The sequence below is a fragment of the Oceanobacillus neutriphilus genome (assembly GCF_014645515.1).
In the GTDB taxonomy this organism is placed as follows: domain Bacteria; phylum Bacillota; class Bacilli; order Bacillales; family Amphibacillaceae; genus Oceanobacillus; species Oceanobacillus neutriphilus.
In genome coordinates, this window is the sequence record NZ_BMLW01000002.1 from 306,826 (window position 1) to 323,303 (window position 16,478).

Here is a 16,478-nt window from a genome sequence, read left to right on the forward strand (position 1 = left end):
TCTATATTTGGCTATTTTCCTACTTCAAATAGAACAGTATCAAGTGTAACGGCTCCATTCTCTTTAATGTTTTCCAGTGCATTCATTTGATCCGGATTAGTTACTATTACTGGTGTAGTAAGTTTATATCCTTCTGATAAAATGCTGTCTCGATCAAATTTTAATAATAATTCGCCTCGTTTTACTGTATCTCCATTCGATACTGCAGCCTCAAAGTACTTACCATTTAAGTTCACAGTGTCTAAGCCGACATGAATGAGTAATTCTGTTCCATTCGCTGATTTTAAACCAATTGCATGTTTAGAAGGAAACAGAGCTACTATAGTTGCATCAAATGGTGCCACGATTTCACCTTTGGTTGGAACAATAGCTGCTCCTTTACCAGCTACCCCGCTGGAAAACACATCATCTTCTACCTCGCTCAACGCTATTACGGTACCTTGTACCGGAGTATATACAGATAATTTTTCCTTGTTTGTCACTTCTGATTCAGATGTTGCTGTATTTGATTCAAAATCCTGCGTTTTTTCTTTTACTCCAAAGAAATACGCTAACACTCCACCAGAAATTAATGATGCTAAAATCCCCACGAAATAACCAATATGCGGAGTATAAACTGGAATGGAAAATAAATTATGAAATACATAGGCATTCATAGTAACTCCAAAACCACCCAGAATTGCCCCTCCGATACCTCCAGATATCGCTACAATAGGAATCAGACGCTTATAGCGTAATACTATCCCATAGACAATTGGTTCCGTAACACCCGCAAGCAATCCTGTTATGGCAGTAGAACCAGCCAGAGAACGCATTTTAGAATGTTTTTTGGCTCTCAAGTAAAATCCGATTGCAATACCAATTTGAGCAAAAACGGCAGCTAATGCCATGCCTTCTACAGGATCCCCGCCCATAGCGCTTAAATTATCTAATGTAATAGGCGTAAAGCCCCAGTGCAAACCAAACATTACCATGAATGTCATTCCGCCTCCAAGAACAATTCCTGAGAGAATGCTGCTTTGTTCATATAACCACATTACTCCTGATGATAACCCATCCCCAACGATTGTACCAAAAGGTCCAAAAATCATGACTGTAAGTGGAACCATAACTAATAAGCTGATCATTGGAACTGCAAAAAGCTGAATATCTTTATATATTATTTTCTTTAAAAACTTATCTAGAAATTGATAGATAAATATGGCAATGAAGATCGGAAAAATGGTTGTCGCATAGTCTACAGCTTCAAGTGGCAGTCCCAGAAAATCTGTGTTCTGCACCTCAATTAAACCTGTAAAAGCTGGTTCCATTAAAGCTGCACCAATGGCGCCTCCCACGTACATATTTCCACCTAATTTCTTAGCCAATGTAATTCCTAAGAATATAGGCAAGAAATAAAAGATAGAGTTACTTGCTGCATTAAGAACGGCAAAAGTAGAACTAGCGTCTGAAATCAAACCCATTTCCGATAATACTGTTAATAAAGCTTTTACCATACCTGCCCCGGCCATAGCTGGGATAAGTGGAGAAAAAGCTCCAGAAATGACTTCAAATATTGTATTTATACTAAACCTTTGTTTTTCTTTTGTGTTATTATCTTCTCCGAGACCGGCAATTGATTGGATGGTGAGATAATAATCGGACACTGCATTTCCAATAACAACTTGATACTGTCCACCGCTATTTACAACAGATAAAACAAAAGGAAGTTTTTCTAATTCCTCTTTATTCGCTTTAGAAACATCTTTTAAATTAAAGCGAAGCCGTGTTGCACAGTGAACTAAGCTATTTACATTATTTTTTCCTCCTATTAACTCAAGAATCTTTCTGCTTTCCTCTTCATATTTCATGTTAATAGTCCTCTCTTTTATAAACTTTTTTTGAAATAAAAAAAGCGTGCCTAAAATTACAAATAATACGCAGCAAAGTATCTAAAAAGCGTAATCAAAACGCCCCTTGCCACTTATCATTTCTAATTATTAGGTCACGCCTGCCTATCCAGTAACGATCCTTTTACTCAGATGATAATCTATTTAAATGTAAAGTCAGGTACATCAATTCATCCTTCGATATGCTCCAATTATATTTTTCGTCTAAATAATTCTTAATTTTCTCTGCACATTGATAATCATTTTTATATTGTAATTTTATGACAGATAACAGAGTGGAAGATTGAACGGAAACATTTTCTTTCGCTAACTGCCGCTTCACAAAGTACCGAATATGGGTAATAAATCGCCTGAAATGAACGGTTGCCTCGTTGAATTCTTTTCCATAATGGTACTTAATGATATTTAAGATATTCTGAAGGATTTTCGAAATGAGAATAGTTTCTTCCATTCTACTTTCACCACTCGTTGCGTTGACATAGTGAAGCGTGATAAACGCTGCTTCCATATCTGGAATATAAATCCCCGTTTTCTCATTTAATAATTTTACTGCTTCCAGGCTAATTTCATATTCGAGTGGATAAATTTCCTTTAACTCCCATTCCAGAGGAGTTCGAAATGATGCCCCTTCCTTCGCTCGCTTTAGCATAAAATTAATATGATCAGCCATATCCAGCAGACTGGTTTCGCTTACTTTTTTGGAAATTCTTTTTTCAAATAAAGAAAAGATTTCACTTGCTAGAGTAATGTCGAGATAATCAACTCTTTTCAGAATCTCTTCAAAGTCAGGCACCATATCTTTGTCTTTCACTTTCGAAGCAAATTGTTTCTCTATTTTTTGTTCCTCGATTTTATCTCCGGGAAATTTCCCAAAACCAACCCCTTTTCCCATTACAATTTCTTCTAAATCATATTTATTTTTAACCAATACTACATTGTTGTTAAAAACTTTGACGACTTGCACCTATATCGCCTCCACTCGAACTGAAAACAAACAAAAAAGACCTGCCCCAAAATAAGATAATAAATTAGTGTAACTAATAAAAGCACACTTGTTTTACCATCCTATTAGGTCACGCCTGCTTATCCAGTAACGATCCTTTTAAGGATATACATATATTATTTCTAAATCTAATTATATAATACCTTTAAAATTTAACGTTGTCAATTGAAAGAAGTTGAACAACTAAATAGAATAAAAAGTGCAATTTCAATACAATAAACATATGCCATTTTATAAAACTAACAGCTATTCATCAAGGATTGGCAGAAGCAAAAAACCTTAAGAAAACAATTATTATTCTCCTAAGGTTTTTGGATTTTTAAAGAATATCTCCATTTGATTGTATAACTTTTTTGTACCAGTAAAAACTATCTTTTTTCAGACGAGTAAATGATTCCTTATCATCTGCATCTACATAAATAAATCCATACCGTTTTTTCATTTCTCCAGAAGAGGCACTTACAATATCACATGCTGCCCAAGCAGTATAACCGAATAAATCTACACCATCTTCTTCTATTGCAGATTTAATAGCTTTAATATGATCAGATAAATATTGTATGCGATAATCATCTTTAATTTGGCCATCTTCATTAATAGTATCAATAGCACCTAAGCCATTTTCAACAATAATCATAGGTTTTTGGTAACGATCATAAACTTCATTTAAAGTAATCCTCAAGCCTAATGGATCAATAGGCCAGCCCCATTCACTTGCTTCAAGGTAAGGATTTTTAGCAGTCGCAAATAAATTGCCGTCCGTAAGCTTTGCATCACTATCTTTACTTGCAATACACCGGCTGTTGTAATAAGAGAAAGAAATAAAATCAACTGGATATTCAGAGAGAAGCTGTTTATCCTCATCGTGCATTACTAAGTCTATTCCTTTACGTTTGAATTCTTTTAATGCGTAATTAGGATACTTTCCCCGTGATTGAATATCTACAAAGAAATAATTTTCCTGGTCAACTTTTAGTGCTTCCCAAACATCTTTAGGGTTACAGCTGTAAGGATATGCACTTCCTGCAGCAAACATACTTCCAATTTTATTGTCAGGGTTAATTTCTTTTGCCATTTTAGTGGCTAAAGAGCTGGCTATAAGTTCATGATGTGCAGCTTGATACTTGATTTGTTCTTCATTATCTCCACCCTTGAAAGTAAGCCCGGCAGCCATAAAAGGTGCATGTAAAATCATATTAATTTCATTAAATGGCAGCCAGTATTCAACATAATCTTTATAACGTTCAAATAAAACTTTACAAAGCTTCAAATAGTAATCAATCATTTCTCTATTTTTCCAAGAACCAATTTTTTCAACTAAATATAAAGGTACATCGAAATGAGAGATAGTTACAATCGGTTGAATATTATATTTTTTACATTCCTTAAATACATTTTCGTAAAATTTTAACCCTGCTTCATTAGGCGTTTCTTCATCACCATTTGGGAAAATACGAGTCCAGGAGATACTTAGCCTATACGCCTTAAATCCCATTTCAGCGAATAGAGCTATGTCTTCTTCATAATGATGATAAAAATCAACAGCTTTATGGGTTGGATAGTATAAATCTTCTCCAATTGAAAAATCACTTATATTCCCCCGTATAATGTCTGATCGATTTTTACCTGAAGGCACTACATCCATGGAAGATATTCCTCGGCCATCTTCATTATATCCACCTTCATATTGATTAGCTGAAGTAGCTCCGCCCCATAAAAAGTCTTTCCTTATTGTCATTTAAAACGCTCCTTGCATAAATTAATTATAAAACTTTTATTTTTAACAGCGAATCTTCTCTATTTATAGAACCAAAATTTTCTGTTACTACATCAAGATAGGAAGCAGTATTCGTGATTACCATAGGTGTTGTTACTGGATAACCAGCTTTTTGAATCTTTTCAATATCAAATTCTAATAATTTTTGTCCTTTAGTAATTTTATCTCCTTGTTGGACAAAGGATTTGAAACCATCGCCATCTAATTGAACAGTGTTTAATCCTACATGAATCAATATTTCTGCACCATCCTTACTAGTAATTCCAATAGCATGCAGTGAAGGAAATAATGTAGTAATAACCCCATCTACCGGCGCGATAACAGTCCCCTCACTCGGAATAATTCCGGCTCCTTTTCCCAAAACTTCTAATGCAAAGGCTTCATCTTCCACATCTGACAAAGGAATAACTTTTCCTTTAATAGGGCTTACCACTTCAATTGTTTCTAATTTTTGTTGCGTTTCTTTATTATCTGTATTAGTAATAGAAGCATTATTGATATTGTTTATTGGTTGAACTGCGGGTTCTTTATAGAAAATCATTATTAGTACAAATCCAACTACCATAGAAATAACAATACCAACTAAAGCAACAATAATATTACCTGCTGTTCCATCTGGATTCATCATGTTTGGTAATTCAAAAATTCCCATTCCACCCATAATGAATTTTCTAAAGTCAAAGAAGCCATAAAATGCACCCCCGATTCCACCGGCAATACAACTAATGATAAATGGTTTTTTCAACGGTAGCAGCATCCCGTAAATGGCAGGCTCTGTAACACCAAAAATACCGGAAATGAAATTTGGAATAGCCATTTTCTTCAACTTTTTATCTTTTGTTTTGAAGAAGATAGCTAACACAACCGCAGAAGTTGCGAATGTACAAGCAAAGAAAGGCATCATCACATTGTCATAACCTAAAGTCATAATATTATTAATATAAACTGGAATAAAGCCCCAGTGTAAACCGAAAATAACAAGAATTTGCCATGTAGCACCAACGATTGCTCCAGCTAATAAAGGACTAAAACCTCTAATCGATAATGTAAATTCTGAAATCAATGTAGAGCCAAAAGTTGCAATCGGTCCAAGAAGAACAATAGCTACTGGTAATGCCACCAATAAAGTTAACATCGGCACAAAGAAAAATTTCACTAAATCTGGTACAAATTTGTTAAATAGCTTCTCGCATTTTGCAGCAAACCAAACAGCCAGAATAACGGGAATAACTGTACCTGTATAATCAACTGAAATGATAGGAATACCAAAGAAATCAATATACACTGGAGAAGCGAACATTGTATTATTTAACACATTGTATAATGGTTCAACACTTTCCGAAATGGTACTCGCCTGGATTCCCGGATAACACATTGCAGCTCCCATAGCCAGCCCAAGCATTGGTTTTAAACCGAATTTTTTTGCTGCGGTATATCCTAAGAATAATGGTAAAAATGTAAATAATGCGTCACCAGCAGCATTTATAATTAAATAACCGCCACTTGTTTCACTATACAGGCCGAGAGTTACGAATAAAGTATTAAAACCTTTTAACATCCCGCATGCTGCCATAATTCCTAAAATCGGCTGGAAAATTCCTGATACAATATCAATAACCCTGTCCAGCCATTTGCCTTCTTTTTTTTCATTGCTTTGCGGGCTGGAATCGTTTAAGTCAATTAGCTTAACTACGTCCTCATATACTTCAGGTACATGATTTCCAATTACTACTTGATATTGGCCGCCGCTTTTCATTACAGTAACAACGCCATCCATATTTTTAAGCACTTCATCATTTGCTTTACTTTCATCTTTAAGTGTAAAGCGTAATCTAGTAATACAATGGACTAAACCGATAACATTTTCTTTCCCGCCAATATTTTCTACAATCTTATCGGCCAACTCATAATACTTCCCCATGTTTGAACCCCCTCTATATATAAATATAAGCGTAGTCTAGCATGAACATAATGCCCAGACAACGCTTCCAACACCGGTAGTTCCCTTGTTTCAAAAATAGCGAAATAAAGATAGGATATTTTGAAACAAAAGTCCAATATTAATTTTTTTCGTCCGTAGATATTCCATAATTTTCATTTAGGAGTAGCGAGCCATACTTTAACATATCTATTGAAGACTTGACATGGTCTTGATAATTTTTGGATAGAATCATTGAAAAGAAAATATCAAGTATATAGTTAGCTGCTGTGAAAGAGGAGATTATATCTAAGCTCAACAGAGAATCTTTATTCGGAATTTCAATAAGCTCATCACACCATTGCTTCATTTTGTCACAGTGTGGTCCCATAATACCTACAACATAATTATCAGTTGCTTCTTGAAGATATTTAGCAATTTGAGTCACTGTTCTATTAGCACCGGTAAAGCTGATTAAAAAAGAAATAGTTTTCTTTTCCTTTTTAGCAGCCAAAGAGTGAGCATTTATACTTTCATAAGCAGAGCAGTCTATTCCTAGCGTTGCAAATTTAAAAGCAGCAGATTGAGCTAACATATAGCTAATACCAGTACCGTAAATATTAATACAATCTACGTCTTTCAAAAAGTTATTAATTCGATTCATATCCTTTCTGTTTAGTGACAATTTTGTGTTAGTTATTGACTTATCATAAAGTATAGGCAGCGTCTGTATAATATCCGTATAAGAGCTTTTATCCGTAATAGGTTCATTAGCCAGTATTTGATTGATTCTGTTATTCTGGTTAACTTCTGCAACTAATTTTAATCTAAATTCCTGATAGCCACTTAAACCTAATTTTTTACTTAAACGAACAATAGTAGCTTTACTGGTATAAGAAGCATGGGCTAGTTGTTCTGAAGTCATATCACATGCTTGTTCAACATGTTTTAATATAAAACGGGCAACATCTTTTTCATGGTTTGTAAAATTTGCTTCATTTTTAAGCTGTTCTAATAACATTTCTCTTTGTCCTCCATATCAAAGCTGGTAGTCATATATGTAAAGTATTTAATTCAAGTTTTTGTATTTATCTACTCTATTAACTACTATATCATGAGTTATATAAAGTATTTGCCTACAGCATATAATAACAGCTCATCATTTAACATTTGGAAACATCAAAGATATAGTCAAACCTGAACCAAACTCTGATTTCACATCCAACTGAATTGCTAGATCATATGCCATTTTACTCACTAAGAAAAGTCCCATACCTGTTGCTTGTCTTGTATAAGTACCTCGTCCCCCAGTAAAACCTTTGTCAAAGATAAAAGGTAAATCTTCTTTAGACACACCAGGCCCATTATCACTAATATGTAAAATTATTTGATCATTTATTTCATCATAAACGGTTTCAAATTTTAGAATCGGACTATCCTGATTCTGCGGTACGTATTTTGTGCTGTTAGTAATTATTTGCTCTAATATAAAAGCCAGTCCCTTGCAATCAGACAAAACTTCTATCTCTTCACCTATGAATTGGACTTGAAAAGCAGATTCGTCTAATAATGTTTGATGGTTCTCCATTGTTTCTTTACAAAAGACCAGTATGCTTAGACGCTCAAAAATATAATCTTTGTGAGCAGCACCGAGTCTTGCAAAATACAAAATCCGTTCCACATCTCCAAGCATTTGATCTCTGACGACAGTCATACGTTGCCTAACAAGAGGAGACATTTCATCACTGCGGTTATCTAATACCAATGTCATTAATGACATTGGCTTTTTAATTTCATGTACCCACCCTTCTATAAAGTTTTCATAATCGGCAAGTTCAATAATCTGATCATTGAGTTTTGACTGATATGATCTTATGAGATTTCCCATTCTACGAATATAGGACCATTGTGTTCTAGGAGATACCTGGCACAACATTTCTTCTTTCGTCTCATTCGGATCTAATAAAAATTCCTGAAAAGCAGTTTCGATTATTTTTTGTTTTCTCAGAATCATAAATAAGGACAATAAAATCATTGTTAAAGTAAAAGCAATCATCAGCCCTGCTAAAACCTTAAAGACTTCCGGGTAAGCCAGCCAGGCTAAAAAAATAAACAGGAGATTCGTTCCAATTAACATAAAAAACCATTGTTTATTTGCATGAAAACAATCGTAAATTTGCTTTACTCTTTTCATGGCTGCTCCAGCTCCTTTAGTCGATAGCCCTGGCCCCTTATGGTTTCAATTTGATTTTCCAGGTTCAATTGTCGCAGGGTTTTTCGTAAGCGGGTCAAATTTACTTGAAGTGCATTTTCATCTATATATTGATCTGTCCCCCATAAAAGTTCACTTAATGTGTTTTTAGACACAATTTCAGACCTGCACTGCACTAAAGCTAATAAGATCCTCCCCTCATTAGCTGATAATACTAATGACTCCGATTCCTTATATAAAGTGAACGTATTCGGATCTAATAAAAAAAGCTGCCGCCATCTACCAATTCCGGCTGTCTTTCAAATCTTCTAAGCAAATTATGAATACGTGCTAACAATCTATCTTGATTACATGGTTTTGTAAGATAATCATCTGCACCTAAACCCAGACCATGTAATTCATCCTGCAGCTTATCCCGGGATGTAAGAATCAATATCGGGCCTACTCCTTTTTCTTTTAGACCTCTGCATATTTCAAAGCCGGATTGTTCTGGTAAATTAATGTCCAGCAAAACCAAATCGGGTGCCAAAGTGACTATTTGAAGCGTAATATCATGAAAATCTGTAATAGCAGCTACTTCAAAGCCTGCTTTTTGCAATATATCCATTAACTCTTCTCTCATTAACGGATCATCTTCAACAATTGTAATTTTCGTCACTTTAGCACTTCCCTTAATTTAATCTATATCTGGTTTCCAACGCAATTTATCAATTTCATGATCTGCTGATCGTGTAACTGCTACTCCATAAATCACTAAAATAGCGATAACCAGAGCTGCAAAGGCAAAAGCAACTGGATAAAGCTGTCCTTGGTCATCGACATTAACCATAACAAAGGAAATCATTGCCTTTATACCAACTGCTCCGCTGACGGATGCAATAGACATAGGTAACAGAAAGGTCAGCATTACCTGTCTATGCATTGATTTTTTCATTTGCTTGCGGTTTGCTCCTAACATAGAAAGTGTTACATAGCGCTTTCCAGTCTGCTTCATCTGCGTCAAAAATTGTAAAGCTAATACCGTACAAGCAATAATCAAAAATATGAAGCCCATATAAAGCGTTGCGTAACTTCCAGCAACAACATAAAAAAGTTTTCGTCCAAAATTTTGTAAGTAACTCTCAAATTCAAAGCCTGAAGATTTTAATATATCTCTTGATTCCATCATTGGCAGCATTAAACCCTGCTCATCCTGCAGTTTTTGTGGAATTCGGAAATTCCAATAAGATGCATACGTTTCTTCATTTAATAATTGTTTAAACATTGCGTCAGGGACGATAAATGCTGAAGTGATTTCGATAGATCGGTCAGCCGCCAATCCTTTCATCGGCAAGAAAGGACGTATATATATTGCCTGATCATTAATATGCAGCAAACTTTTCCCGTTATCCTCAGCCACCTCTAGAATTTGATCCAGTACAGGAAAACTGTCCAAATTATCCATAGACATAAAATCAGGGTTAAAGTATAAAGCCATTTCATCAGACTGCAGGTTCAGCGGTTTTTCTCCAATTGTTTTTAACAGTCCATTATAAGATGATTCAGGAATGAGGTAAGGAGCTTTCGTATCAATTTCCAGGGTCCCAAGCAGATTTAATGCTTCAGGATTTTCCGAACTGATTGTATAACCTTGCACTTCCCCAGATAAAAATTGCTCTTTATAGCTGTCAGGAAGAACCATAATTAGCTGCTCTCTTAATTCAGACCAATCTACCAATGATAAAGGCATATCATTTTCTCCGCGTTCCCCCTGCTCTTTCATATGTCCAATTTCCAAGAAATTTAAGTCCTCTACATATGGTACCATTTTTTCTGAAGTAAGAAATTGCTCAACTTCCTGATCATTTCCGTTAACAGTGAAATCATATACTGAAGAACTCCTTGCAAAGGTATTCTCTAAGCCTATAAAAATTGAAGCACCATCTGCTAGTAAAATAATAGACAATGTTATGAGAATAGATGTTATAGCAACAGAAGCAGATTTATTAGCAATGTTCTCCTGAAACTGCCTTAATGTAAAGGTGCGCAGCCCTTTCGTGGATTTACGCTCCGACAAGCTTGTGAGTATGCCTAATAATCTCCCAAATCCCCTCATAAAAATAATCGTTCCCAGACATCCAAGGACGAATGCCACAAACAAAAGCAGTCCGCCAAAGTCCATAAAATGATATAAAATAAGCCAATAGGCAATAGCCAGTAAAACAGCACCTGCGAGTAAATGAAATATATTGCCTCTTAAATGCCCCATATCCTGTATCTTATCCATTTGCTCATAAAGTAATTGATGGACCTCTTGATGAAATAGCCTCCCGCCAAGAATGACCAGTGCCAGAGACTGGATAAATAAAAAACCGATGACGGTCATTATTATTGCACTGATGGACAAGCTTATTTGATGACCGATGATGCCCTGTCCAACTAATTTAGAAACTGTCAAGCTGATGATTTCTGCTAAAAAACCGCCTATTAAAATGCCTCCAATCAGGGCCAGGACAGATGTAACAATTCCCTCTGCTACAAGTTGAAGAACAAGGCGTTCTTTACGCATTCCCAGCATAAGATAAAGCCCAAACTCTTTACCTCTCCGATTTAATTGGTATCGATTAGCAAATAAAGTTAAGAAAAATAATAAAAACAAGGCAAATAGGTAGACAATTGGCATGTAAGCTAAAAGTTTATCAATCGCATCACTCTCAAATTCTTTTAAGAATAAAATAACATCTTGTCTCCCAAGTGAAAGAATGATATAAAACGAGGCCACCGCTGTTACCAGTGTTGCAAAGTAAATTAAATTTTCCTTACGGCTCCGTTTCGCATTTCGATAAATCAGCCTAGAGAACATTTGCACTCCCTCCCCCAAGCTGGGCGAGCAGCTGCAAAATTCTTTCATAGAATTTCTCTTGTGACTCATCATGTTTTCGGCGTAATTCATGAAAAATGACACCGTCTTGGATAAAAAGAATTCTTGAACAAAAGCTTGTGGCATTCGGATCATGACTAACCATTAAAATCGTTCTTTTACTATTTTTATGAATTTCCTCTAACTTATTCATTAGCATTTTTGCAGAACGTGTATCCAAGGCTCCTGTTGGTTCATCCGCAAGTACAATATCTGGATCAGAAATCAAACTCCTTGCAGCAGCAACCCTTTGTTTTTGTCCGCCAGACATCTGAGCAGGGAATTTATCAAGAACATCTTTAATCTCTAAAAATCCTGCCAGCTCATTTAATTTAGTTTGTGCTTTAGCAAAATCCACTCCATGAATCGATAATGGTAATAGTATATTTTCCTGTCCAGTTAAATTATCTAATAACGCAAAGTCCTGAAACAAATAACCAATGCGGCTCCCCCGATAATCCGCTAAATCCTTACTATCAAAGGCACTGATATTTTTCCCATTTAAAAGTACCCGGCCTGAAGTCGGTTTTATAATCGTAGCAATACAGTTTAATAACGTGGTTTTTCCAGATCCGCTTGGTCCCATGATTCCCAAAAACTCTCCCGGGAGAATATCAAAGCTGACACCTTTTAAAGCCTTTGTTATATTATTCTTTTTTCCATAGTTTTTTTGTATATCTTGTACTTCTAATAATTTTCCATGCTTATTCATTATATACAACTCCTTTTCCATCGAAGTATTGAACTGCTCTGCTTCAACGATACTCGTCAAATTGATAATAGGGTTATTTATATAGTAACAAGTATGGAGATGAAAGAATACTTACAGTTGATGTAAGAAAAGGTTGTTAAATGGAGATGGTACTGTCTGCTTTTAGAAAATAAGAATACCCTTTTCCTCAGCCTAAATAAAAAGCACATCTCAAACTAATGAAAAGTGCCATAATGCTGATATAACAGTATAAATAACGTTTTGAGAAATATACAGATAAATTCTAAGTGTATTGAATACATCGCAATCCATTGATATCAACGTTTCGGGGGTGTTATATGGATAAAAATGTATGGAAGAGGATTGAAATTGACATTACTTGAACCAATTTGAACCAGCATGATAGATATTAGTTGAATACATTTTGTTAACATGTTTCATCGCTTTATAAAAAGTAAGATTCTGGGAGCTTATTAAATTAAAGCACCCTATAGTTGAAAATGGAAGAGGTTATCTATGGCTAATTTTATATTCCATTAACCAACTTGTACCGTCATGAATTTTTTTTACCTTTCTGAATCCGCATTTTTCGTAAGTCTTTATTGCCCTAAGGTTTGAAGCAGTGGGGTCTAAAATAATTATATCTACATCTTTGTGTTGAGAAATATATTCAATAAATATTCTTATCATTTTCGTTCCAATACCTTTATTAAAGAGTTTAGGATAACCGATAAATTGATCAATCCCAAATACATTTAAATTTGTAGGATATCCAAACTCTTCTTGTTTTTCCTCATTTAATATATATTGTTGCATAAATCCAATTGGAGAGCCATCTAACTCAACGATATAGGGAATTACAGGTATGTCTCCATTTACTCTCGGTTCGTATTTATCCTTAACTTGTTGCAATGTAAACGGAGAATTTACATCTCCATAGAACTCTAAAACCTCTTTTGTGCTTAGCCATTGAGCCATTACTTCATAATCAGTATGTTTCATCTTTCTAATTAATACAGAATTAGTATTCATATGCATCTCTCTCTCCCTTCGTCAATAAAAGTAAATTTTAGTATTCAGATTTAGCCTTATTAAAGTAAATAATCTAACACTTAGCCTTATAACTTCAACAAAAAATAAGCATTAATCCTTCTTGACTGATAAGAACCGTTGTAATAAAACAGGAAGATATCATAAATGTTCAGAAATACTAACAATTTCCGCAATGATTGAATCAACTTCTTTGTTATCTTTAATTACAAATAAATAGTCTGCTTCTCCTTTTTCCGGGTCTACGATATCATCATGGGAGGATTCAACTTGTTGCCTAATAAGTACTTGCTCAAAATTAGAATAGGCGCCCCTAAATATATTGGTATTACGTGTACTATTGATAACACGCTCTTTTAAAATTTCATCTGGAATATCAAAATGAACCAGGATACGGATAAAATTTTCTTTATCATATATTTCTTCAAGCAAATACTTTCTGCCTTTTCTAGTCCGATTTGCACTACATGCAATGATATGTAAATCCGTTCGTTCTATTGCATAATCCCCAATTAGCGTGGTGATAGAATGCTTAAGAGTATTAGGACCAGTTTCTGGTTGCAGCTTTTGGTAATACATATTAATAAATTCAGCATGATTATCTTGATCTAAAACAATAGAATTTTCCAGTTCTTTTTCTAAATCTCTTGCAAATGTACTTTTCCCGCTGTGGGTCTTACCTACAGTAATAACCGCTAACCTTTTCATTTATTATTCACCTCTAATTTTCAGAAGTTATTTTGTTAAATAGTTCTGCTTTGTTAGTTAAACAAGCTTTGAAAGTTTTACTGAATAAAACACCTCAATATGTAATAGTCTATACTCTAATACTACATTAACTCTAAAAGTCATACGACCAAAATCTTCATCTATTATATGAAAAATACAAATCAAAATGATTATTATCTAACTGAGAAGTATTCGTTTAATCTACTATTTTTTTCTACATTCTTTTTTTACTTTTTCATAACTTTCATCGTCTCTAATGGTTAATGGATGGTCCCTCTTTCTATTCTTTTTAGTTAGATTTATCAATGAATAAACCATTAACAATCGTTCATGACAATTGATAAAAAGACCCCAACCAAGATGAAATAAAAAGCATAAATCTTTATATAATAGGAATAGTATAATAGAGTCTTTATTTCACCCAAACAATTGGCTTATCACGCTATTGACAGATAAGTAATATATGATTAAATTAAAGGTGCAAAGAAAATAAGCGTGTTACACTTTTCTACTCAATGGAGAGTGTGAAAAAGAGCTGACTAATTATCAGTTCTTTTTTATGAAAAAAAATAGGTGCCATACGAAATCACATGGCGAAAGAAAACTGCAAAGACCAGTCGTTTGATATACTCACACCTATTGTAACTCTTACTAACTAATCACCCTTCTTTCTTGGCCAGACAAAATAGGAAATAGAAATAATAAAATCAATACCTAATACAAATGATCATATTTGTAAGACCCGAAGCAGTGCTTCTGTTCGAGAGGAGTCATTTATTAAGAAAATGACCCCTGCCAAAATGCCAGCACCAATCAAATAAGATAAAACATGTTTCCCCCACCCTTTTAAATAATGCATTGAGTATTCTAATCCGTACAGTTTAACTGGCCTTGGACCTTCTTTTATTACATAGTATCGAAATCTTTCATCAGCCCATTTAATCATGCTTTTCCCAAATACAATCGAAACGCCTATATAAATTGCAGCAATGGCATGTGCAGTTGTTGCGGTAGCTCCCCGGTATAAATCGACAGCCGTAATAATTAATAAAATGAAATCAATTACGGGTGTTAAGGCTAAGAAAAATAGTCCAAGCTTATCTTTCTTAAGAATATATCTTGTGAATAAACCTAAGATAATCACTATCCAAAATCCTATTTCACAAGCAACAATCATCCAAGCAATAAAATTCAAAAAGACACCCCAAATCTAATCCATTTTTTAAATTCCATTTTTGTTCTATTTGACTGTAATACTACATTTCCTGAACTTCCATTGATAACGTCCTTCAAATTCATCAGGGGTTGTCACTTTCTCATTCAAAGATTACCTTTCTTGTTTAAATAAAATTCATATGCTTCCTCAAAAAAATTCAACGTTTCCGAATCAATAGGGTAAAATCCGGCGCTCTCCGATTTTTGAGGCGACTTTCTAATCTCCCATACTTTTTCTATAAATTCCTTGTTATCTCCAAAATCCTCTTGTTCTTTTTCATACATCCGTTTTATGAGCCGCTGAATTTCCGGTGAAGAAATTCCTTTTGACATATGTTTTTTTAATTGAGCTATTAAGGCAATCCATTCCAGCGTTTCAGGGTCTTCTCTATTTATATTGGGAAGACTTTGAAGTAATTTACTCTCTTCCTCATTAAATGTTTGGTTCAAATACCCTTCCCTTTTATCCATATTTTGTTGATATAACTGGATGAGCTTCTGCATATTAGACAAATCAATATTCCCATTAAGCATGATTTCATTGATTAATCCTCGTAATGTACCTTCAATTTGACCTAATCTTTCTTTTTCTTTGGAGATATAGTCCAATTGATTCTTTAGACCAGCGAACCAATCATGATTTTCATCAGCCAGCATTTCTTTTATTTCCTGCAGGCCGAATCCTATTGTCTTTAAAAATTGGATTTCCTGCAGCTTCTTAATTTCTTTCTCTCCATATAATCTATGGCCGCCCTCTGTTTTACCTGCTGGACGAAGGAGATCTATTTGATCATAATACCGCATCGTTCGAACTGTAATTCCTGTTTGTTTTGTCACTTCTTTAATTGAAATCAAGTATAGCCAACCCCCATTTAATTGTTATCTAAGTTCATTACACAAAATGACGCAACATCAACTTCAAGTGTTTATGTTTCATTATTGGAATAAATTTCATAATTGCTGTTTTTCTATAATTTTTAGGGCGGTAAGCAAATATTTGCACAAAAAAAGAGCATGAACATTAAATTCTGTTTCTGCTCTTCTAATCCTTATTTATTATAGTCCTCTTTTGCA

Annotated in this window: 13 protein-coding genes and 1 pseudogene; all 14 read right to left on the reverse strand. The window is 34.5% G+C overall.

Translation table 11 applies throughout. The features are described from left to right. Positions 1-11 precede the first annotated feature (11 nt). Positions 12-1,850 (reverse strand): beta-glucoside-specific PTS transporter subunit IIABC, encoded by a 1,839-nt coding sequence (locus IEX29_RS04560; RefSeq protein WP_188733331.1) that lies wholly within the window; start codon positions 1,848-1,850, stop codon positions 12-14. A gap of 163 nt (positions 1,851-2,013) precedes the next feature. After that, positions 2,014-2,853, reverse strand: a complete 840-nt coding sequence (locus tag IEX29_RS04565) for a PRD domain-containing protein (RefSeq protein WP_188733332.1) — start codon at positions 2,851-2,853, stop codon at positions 2,014-2,016. Between the two features lie 358 nt (positions 2,854-3,211). After that, on the reverse strand, positions 3,212-4,630 hold the full coding sequence (locus IEX29_RS04570) for a 6-phospho-beta-glucosidase (RefSeq protein WP_188733333.1): 1,419 nt from the start codon (positions 4,628-4,630) through the stop codon (positions 3,212-3,214). A 25-nt stretch (positions 4,631-4,655) separates the two neighbouring features. Next, a complete protein-coding gene (locus IEX29_RS04575; protein WP_188733334.1) occupies positions 4,656-6,590 on the reverse strand; it encodes a beta-glucoside-specific PTS transporter subunit IIABC in 1,935 nt (644 codons plus the stop codon). Between the two features lie 139 nt (positions 6,591-6,729). Beyond that, entirely contained in the window at positions 6,730-7,608 is an 879-nt protein-coding gene (locus IEX29_RS04580; RefSeq protein ID WP_188733335.1) for a MurR/RpiR family transcriptional regulator, read from the reverse strand. 138 nt (positions 7,609-7,746) lie between these two features. Then, positions 7,747-8,781, reverse strand: a complete 1,035-nt coding sequence (locus IEX29_RS04585; protein WP_188733336.1) for a sensor histidine kinase — start codon at positions 8,779-8,781, stop codon at positions 7,747-7,749. Continuing rightward, the gene (locus tag IEX29_RS26515) at positions 8,778-8,975 is read right to left on the reverse strand and encodes a helix-turn-helix domain-containing protein (RefSeq protein WP_229720089.1); all 198 of its coding nucleotides are present in this window, start codon (positions 8,973-8,975) and stop codon (positions 8,778-8,780) included. Before IEX29_RS26515 ends, IEX29_RS04585 begins: the two co-directional genes overlap by 4 nt. Before the next feature lie 80 nt (positions 8,976-9,055). Then, positions 9,056-9,457, reverse strand: a complete 402-nt coding sequence (locus tag IEX29_RS26520; RefSeq protein ID WP_229720090.1) for a response regulator transcription factor — start codon at positions 9,455-9,457, stop codon at positions 9,056-9,058. Between the two features lie 18 nt (positions 9,458-9,475). Continuing rightward, complete coding sequence (locus IEX29_RS04595) at positions 9,476-11,641, reverse strand: ABC transporter permease (RefSeq protein ID WP_188733337.1); 2,166 nt, start codon at positions 11,639-11,641, stop codon at positions 9,476-9,478. Beyond that, positions 11,631-12,410 carry an ABC transporter ATP-binding protein gene (locus IEX29_RS04600; protein ID WP_188733338.1) on the reverse strand — a complete coding sequence of 260 codons (780 nt, stop codon included), beginning with the start codon at positions 12,408-12,410 and terminating at the stop codon, positions 11,631-11,633. Before IEX29_RS04600 ends, IEX29_RS04595 begins: the two co-directional genes overlap by 11 nt. 510 nt (positions 12,411-12,920) lie before the next feature. Next, positions 12,921-13,442, reverse strand: a complete 522-nt coding sequence (locus IEX29_RS04605; RefSeq protein ID WP_188733339.1) for a GNAT family N-acetyltransferase — start codon at positions 13,440-13,442, stop codon at positions 12,921-12,923. 159 nt (positions 13,443-13,601) lie between these two features. Beyond that, on the reverse strand, positions 13,602-14,168 hold the full coding sequence (locus IEX29_RS04610) for an AAA family ATPase (protein ID WP_188733340.1): 567 nt from the start codon (positions 14,166-14,168) through the stop codon (positions 13,602-13,604). Between the two features lie 676 nt (positions 14,169-14,844). Next, positions 14,845-15,384, reverse strand: a pseudogene (locus tag IEX29_RS04615) (hypothetical protein). 125 nt (positions 15,385-15,509) lie between these two features. Next, positions 15,510-16,259 carry a MerR family transcriptional regulator gene (locus tag IEX29_RS04620; RefSeq protein ID WP_188733341.1) on the reverse strand — a complete coding sequence of 250 codons (750 nt, stop codon included), beginning with the start codon at positions 16,257-16,259 and terminating at the stop codon, positions 15,510-15,512. Positions 16,260-16,478: the final 219 nt, after the last annotated feature.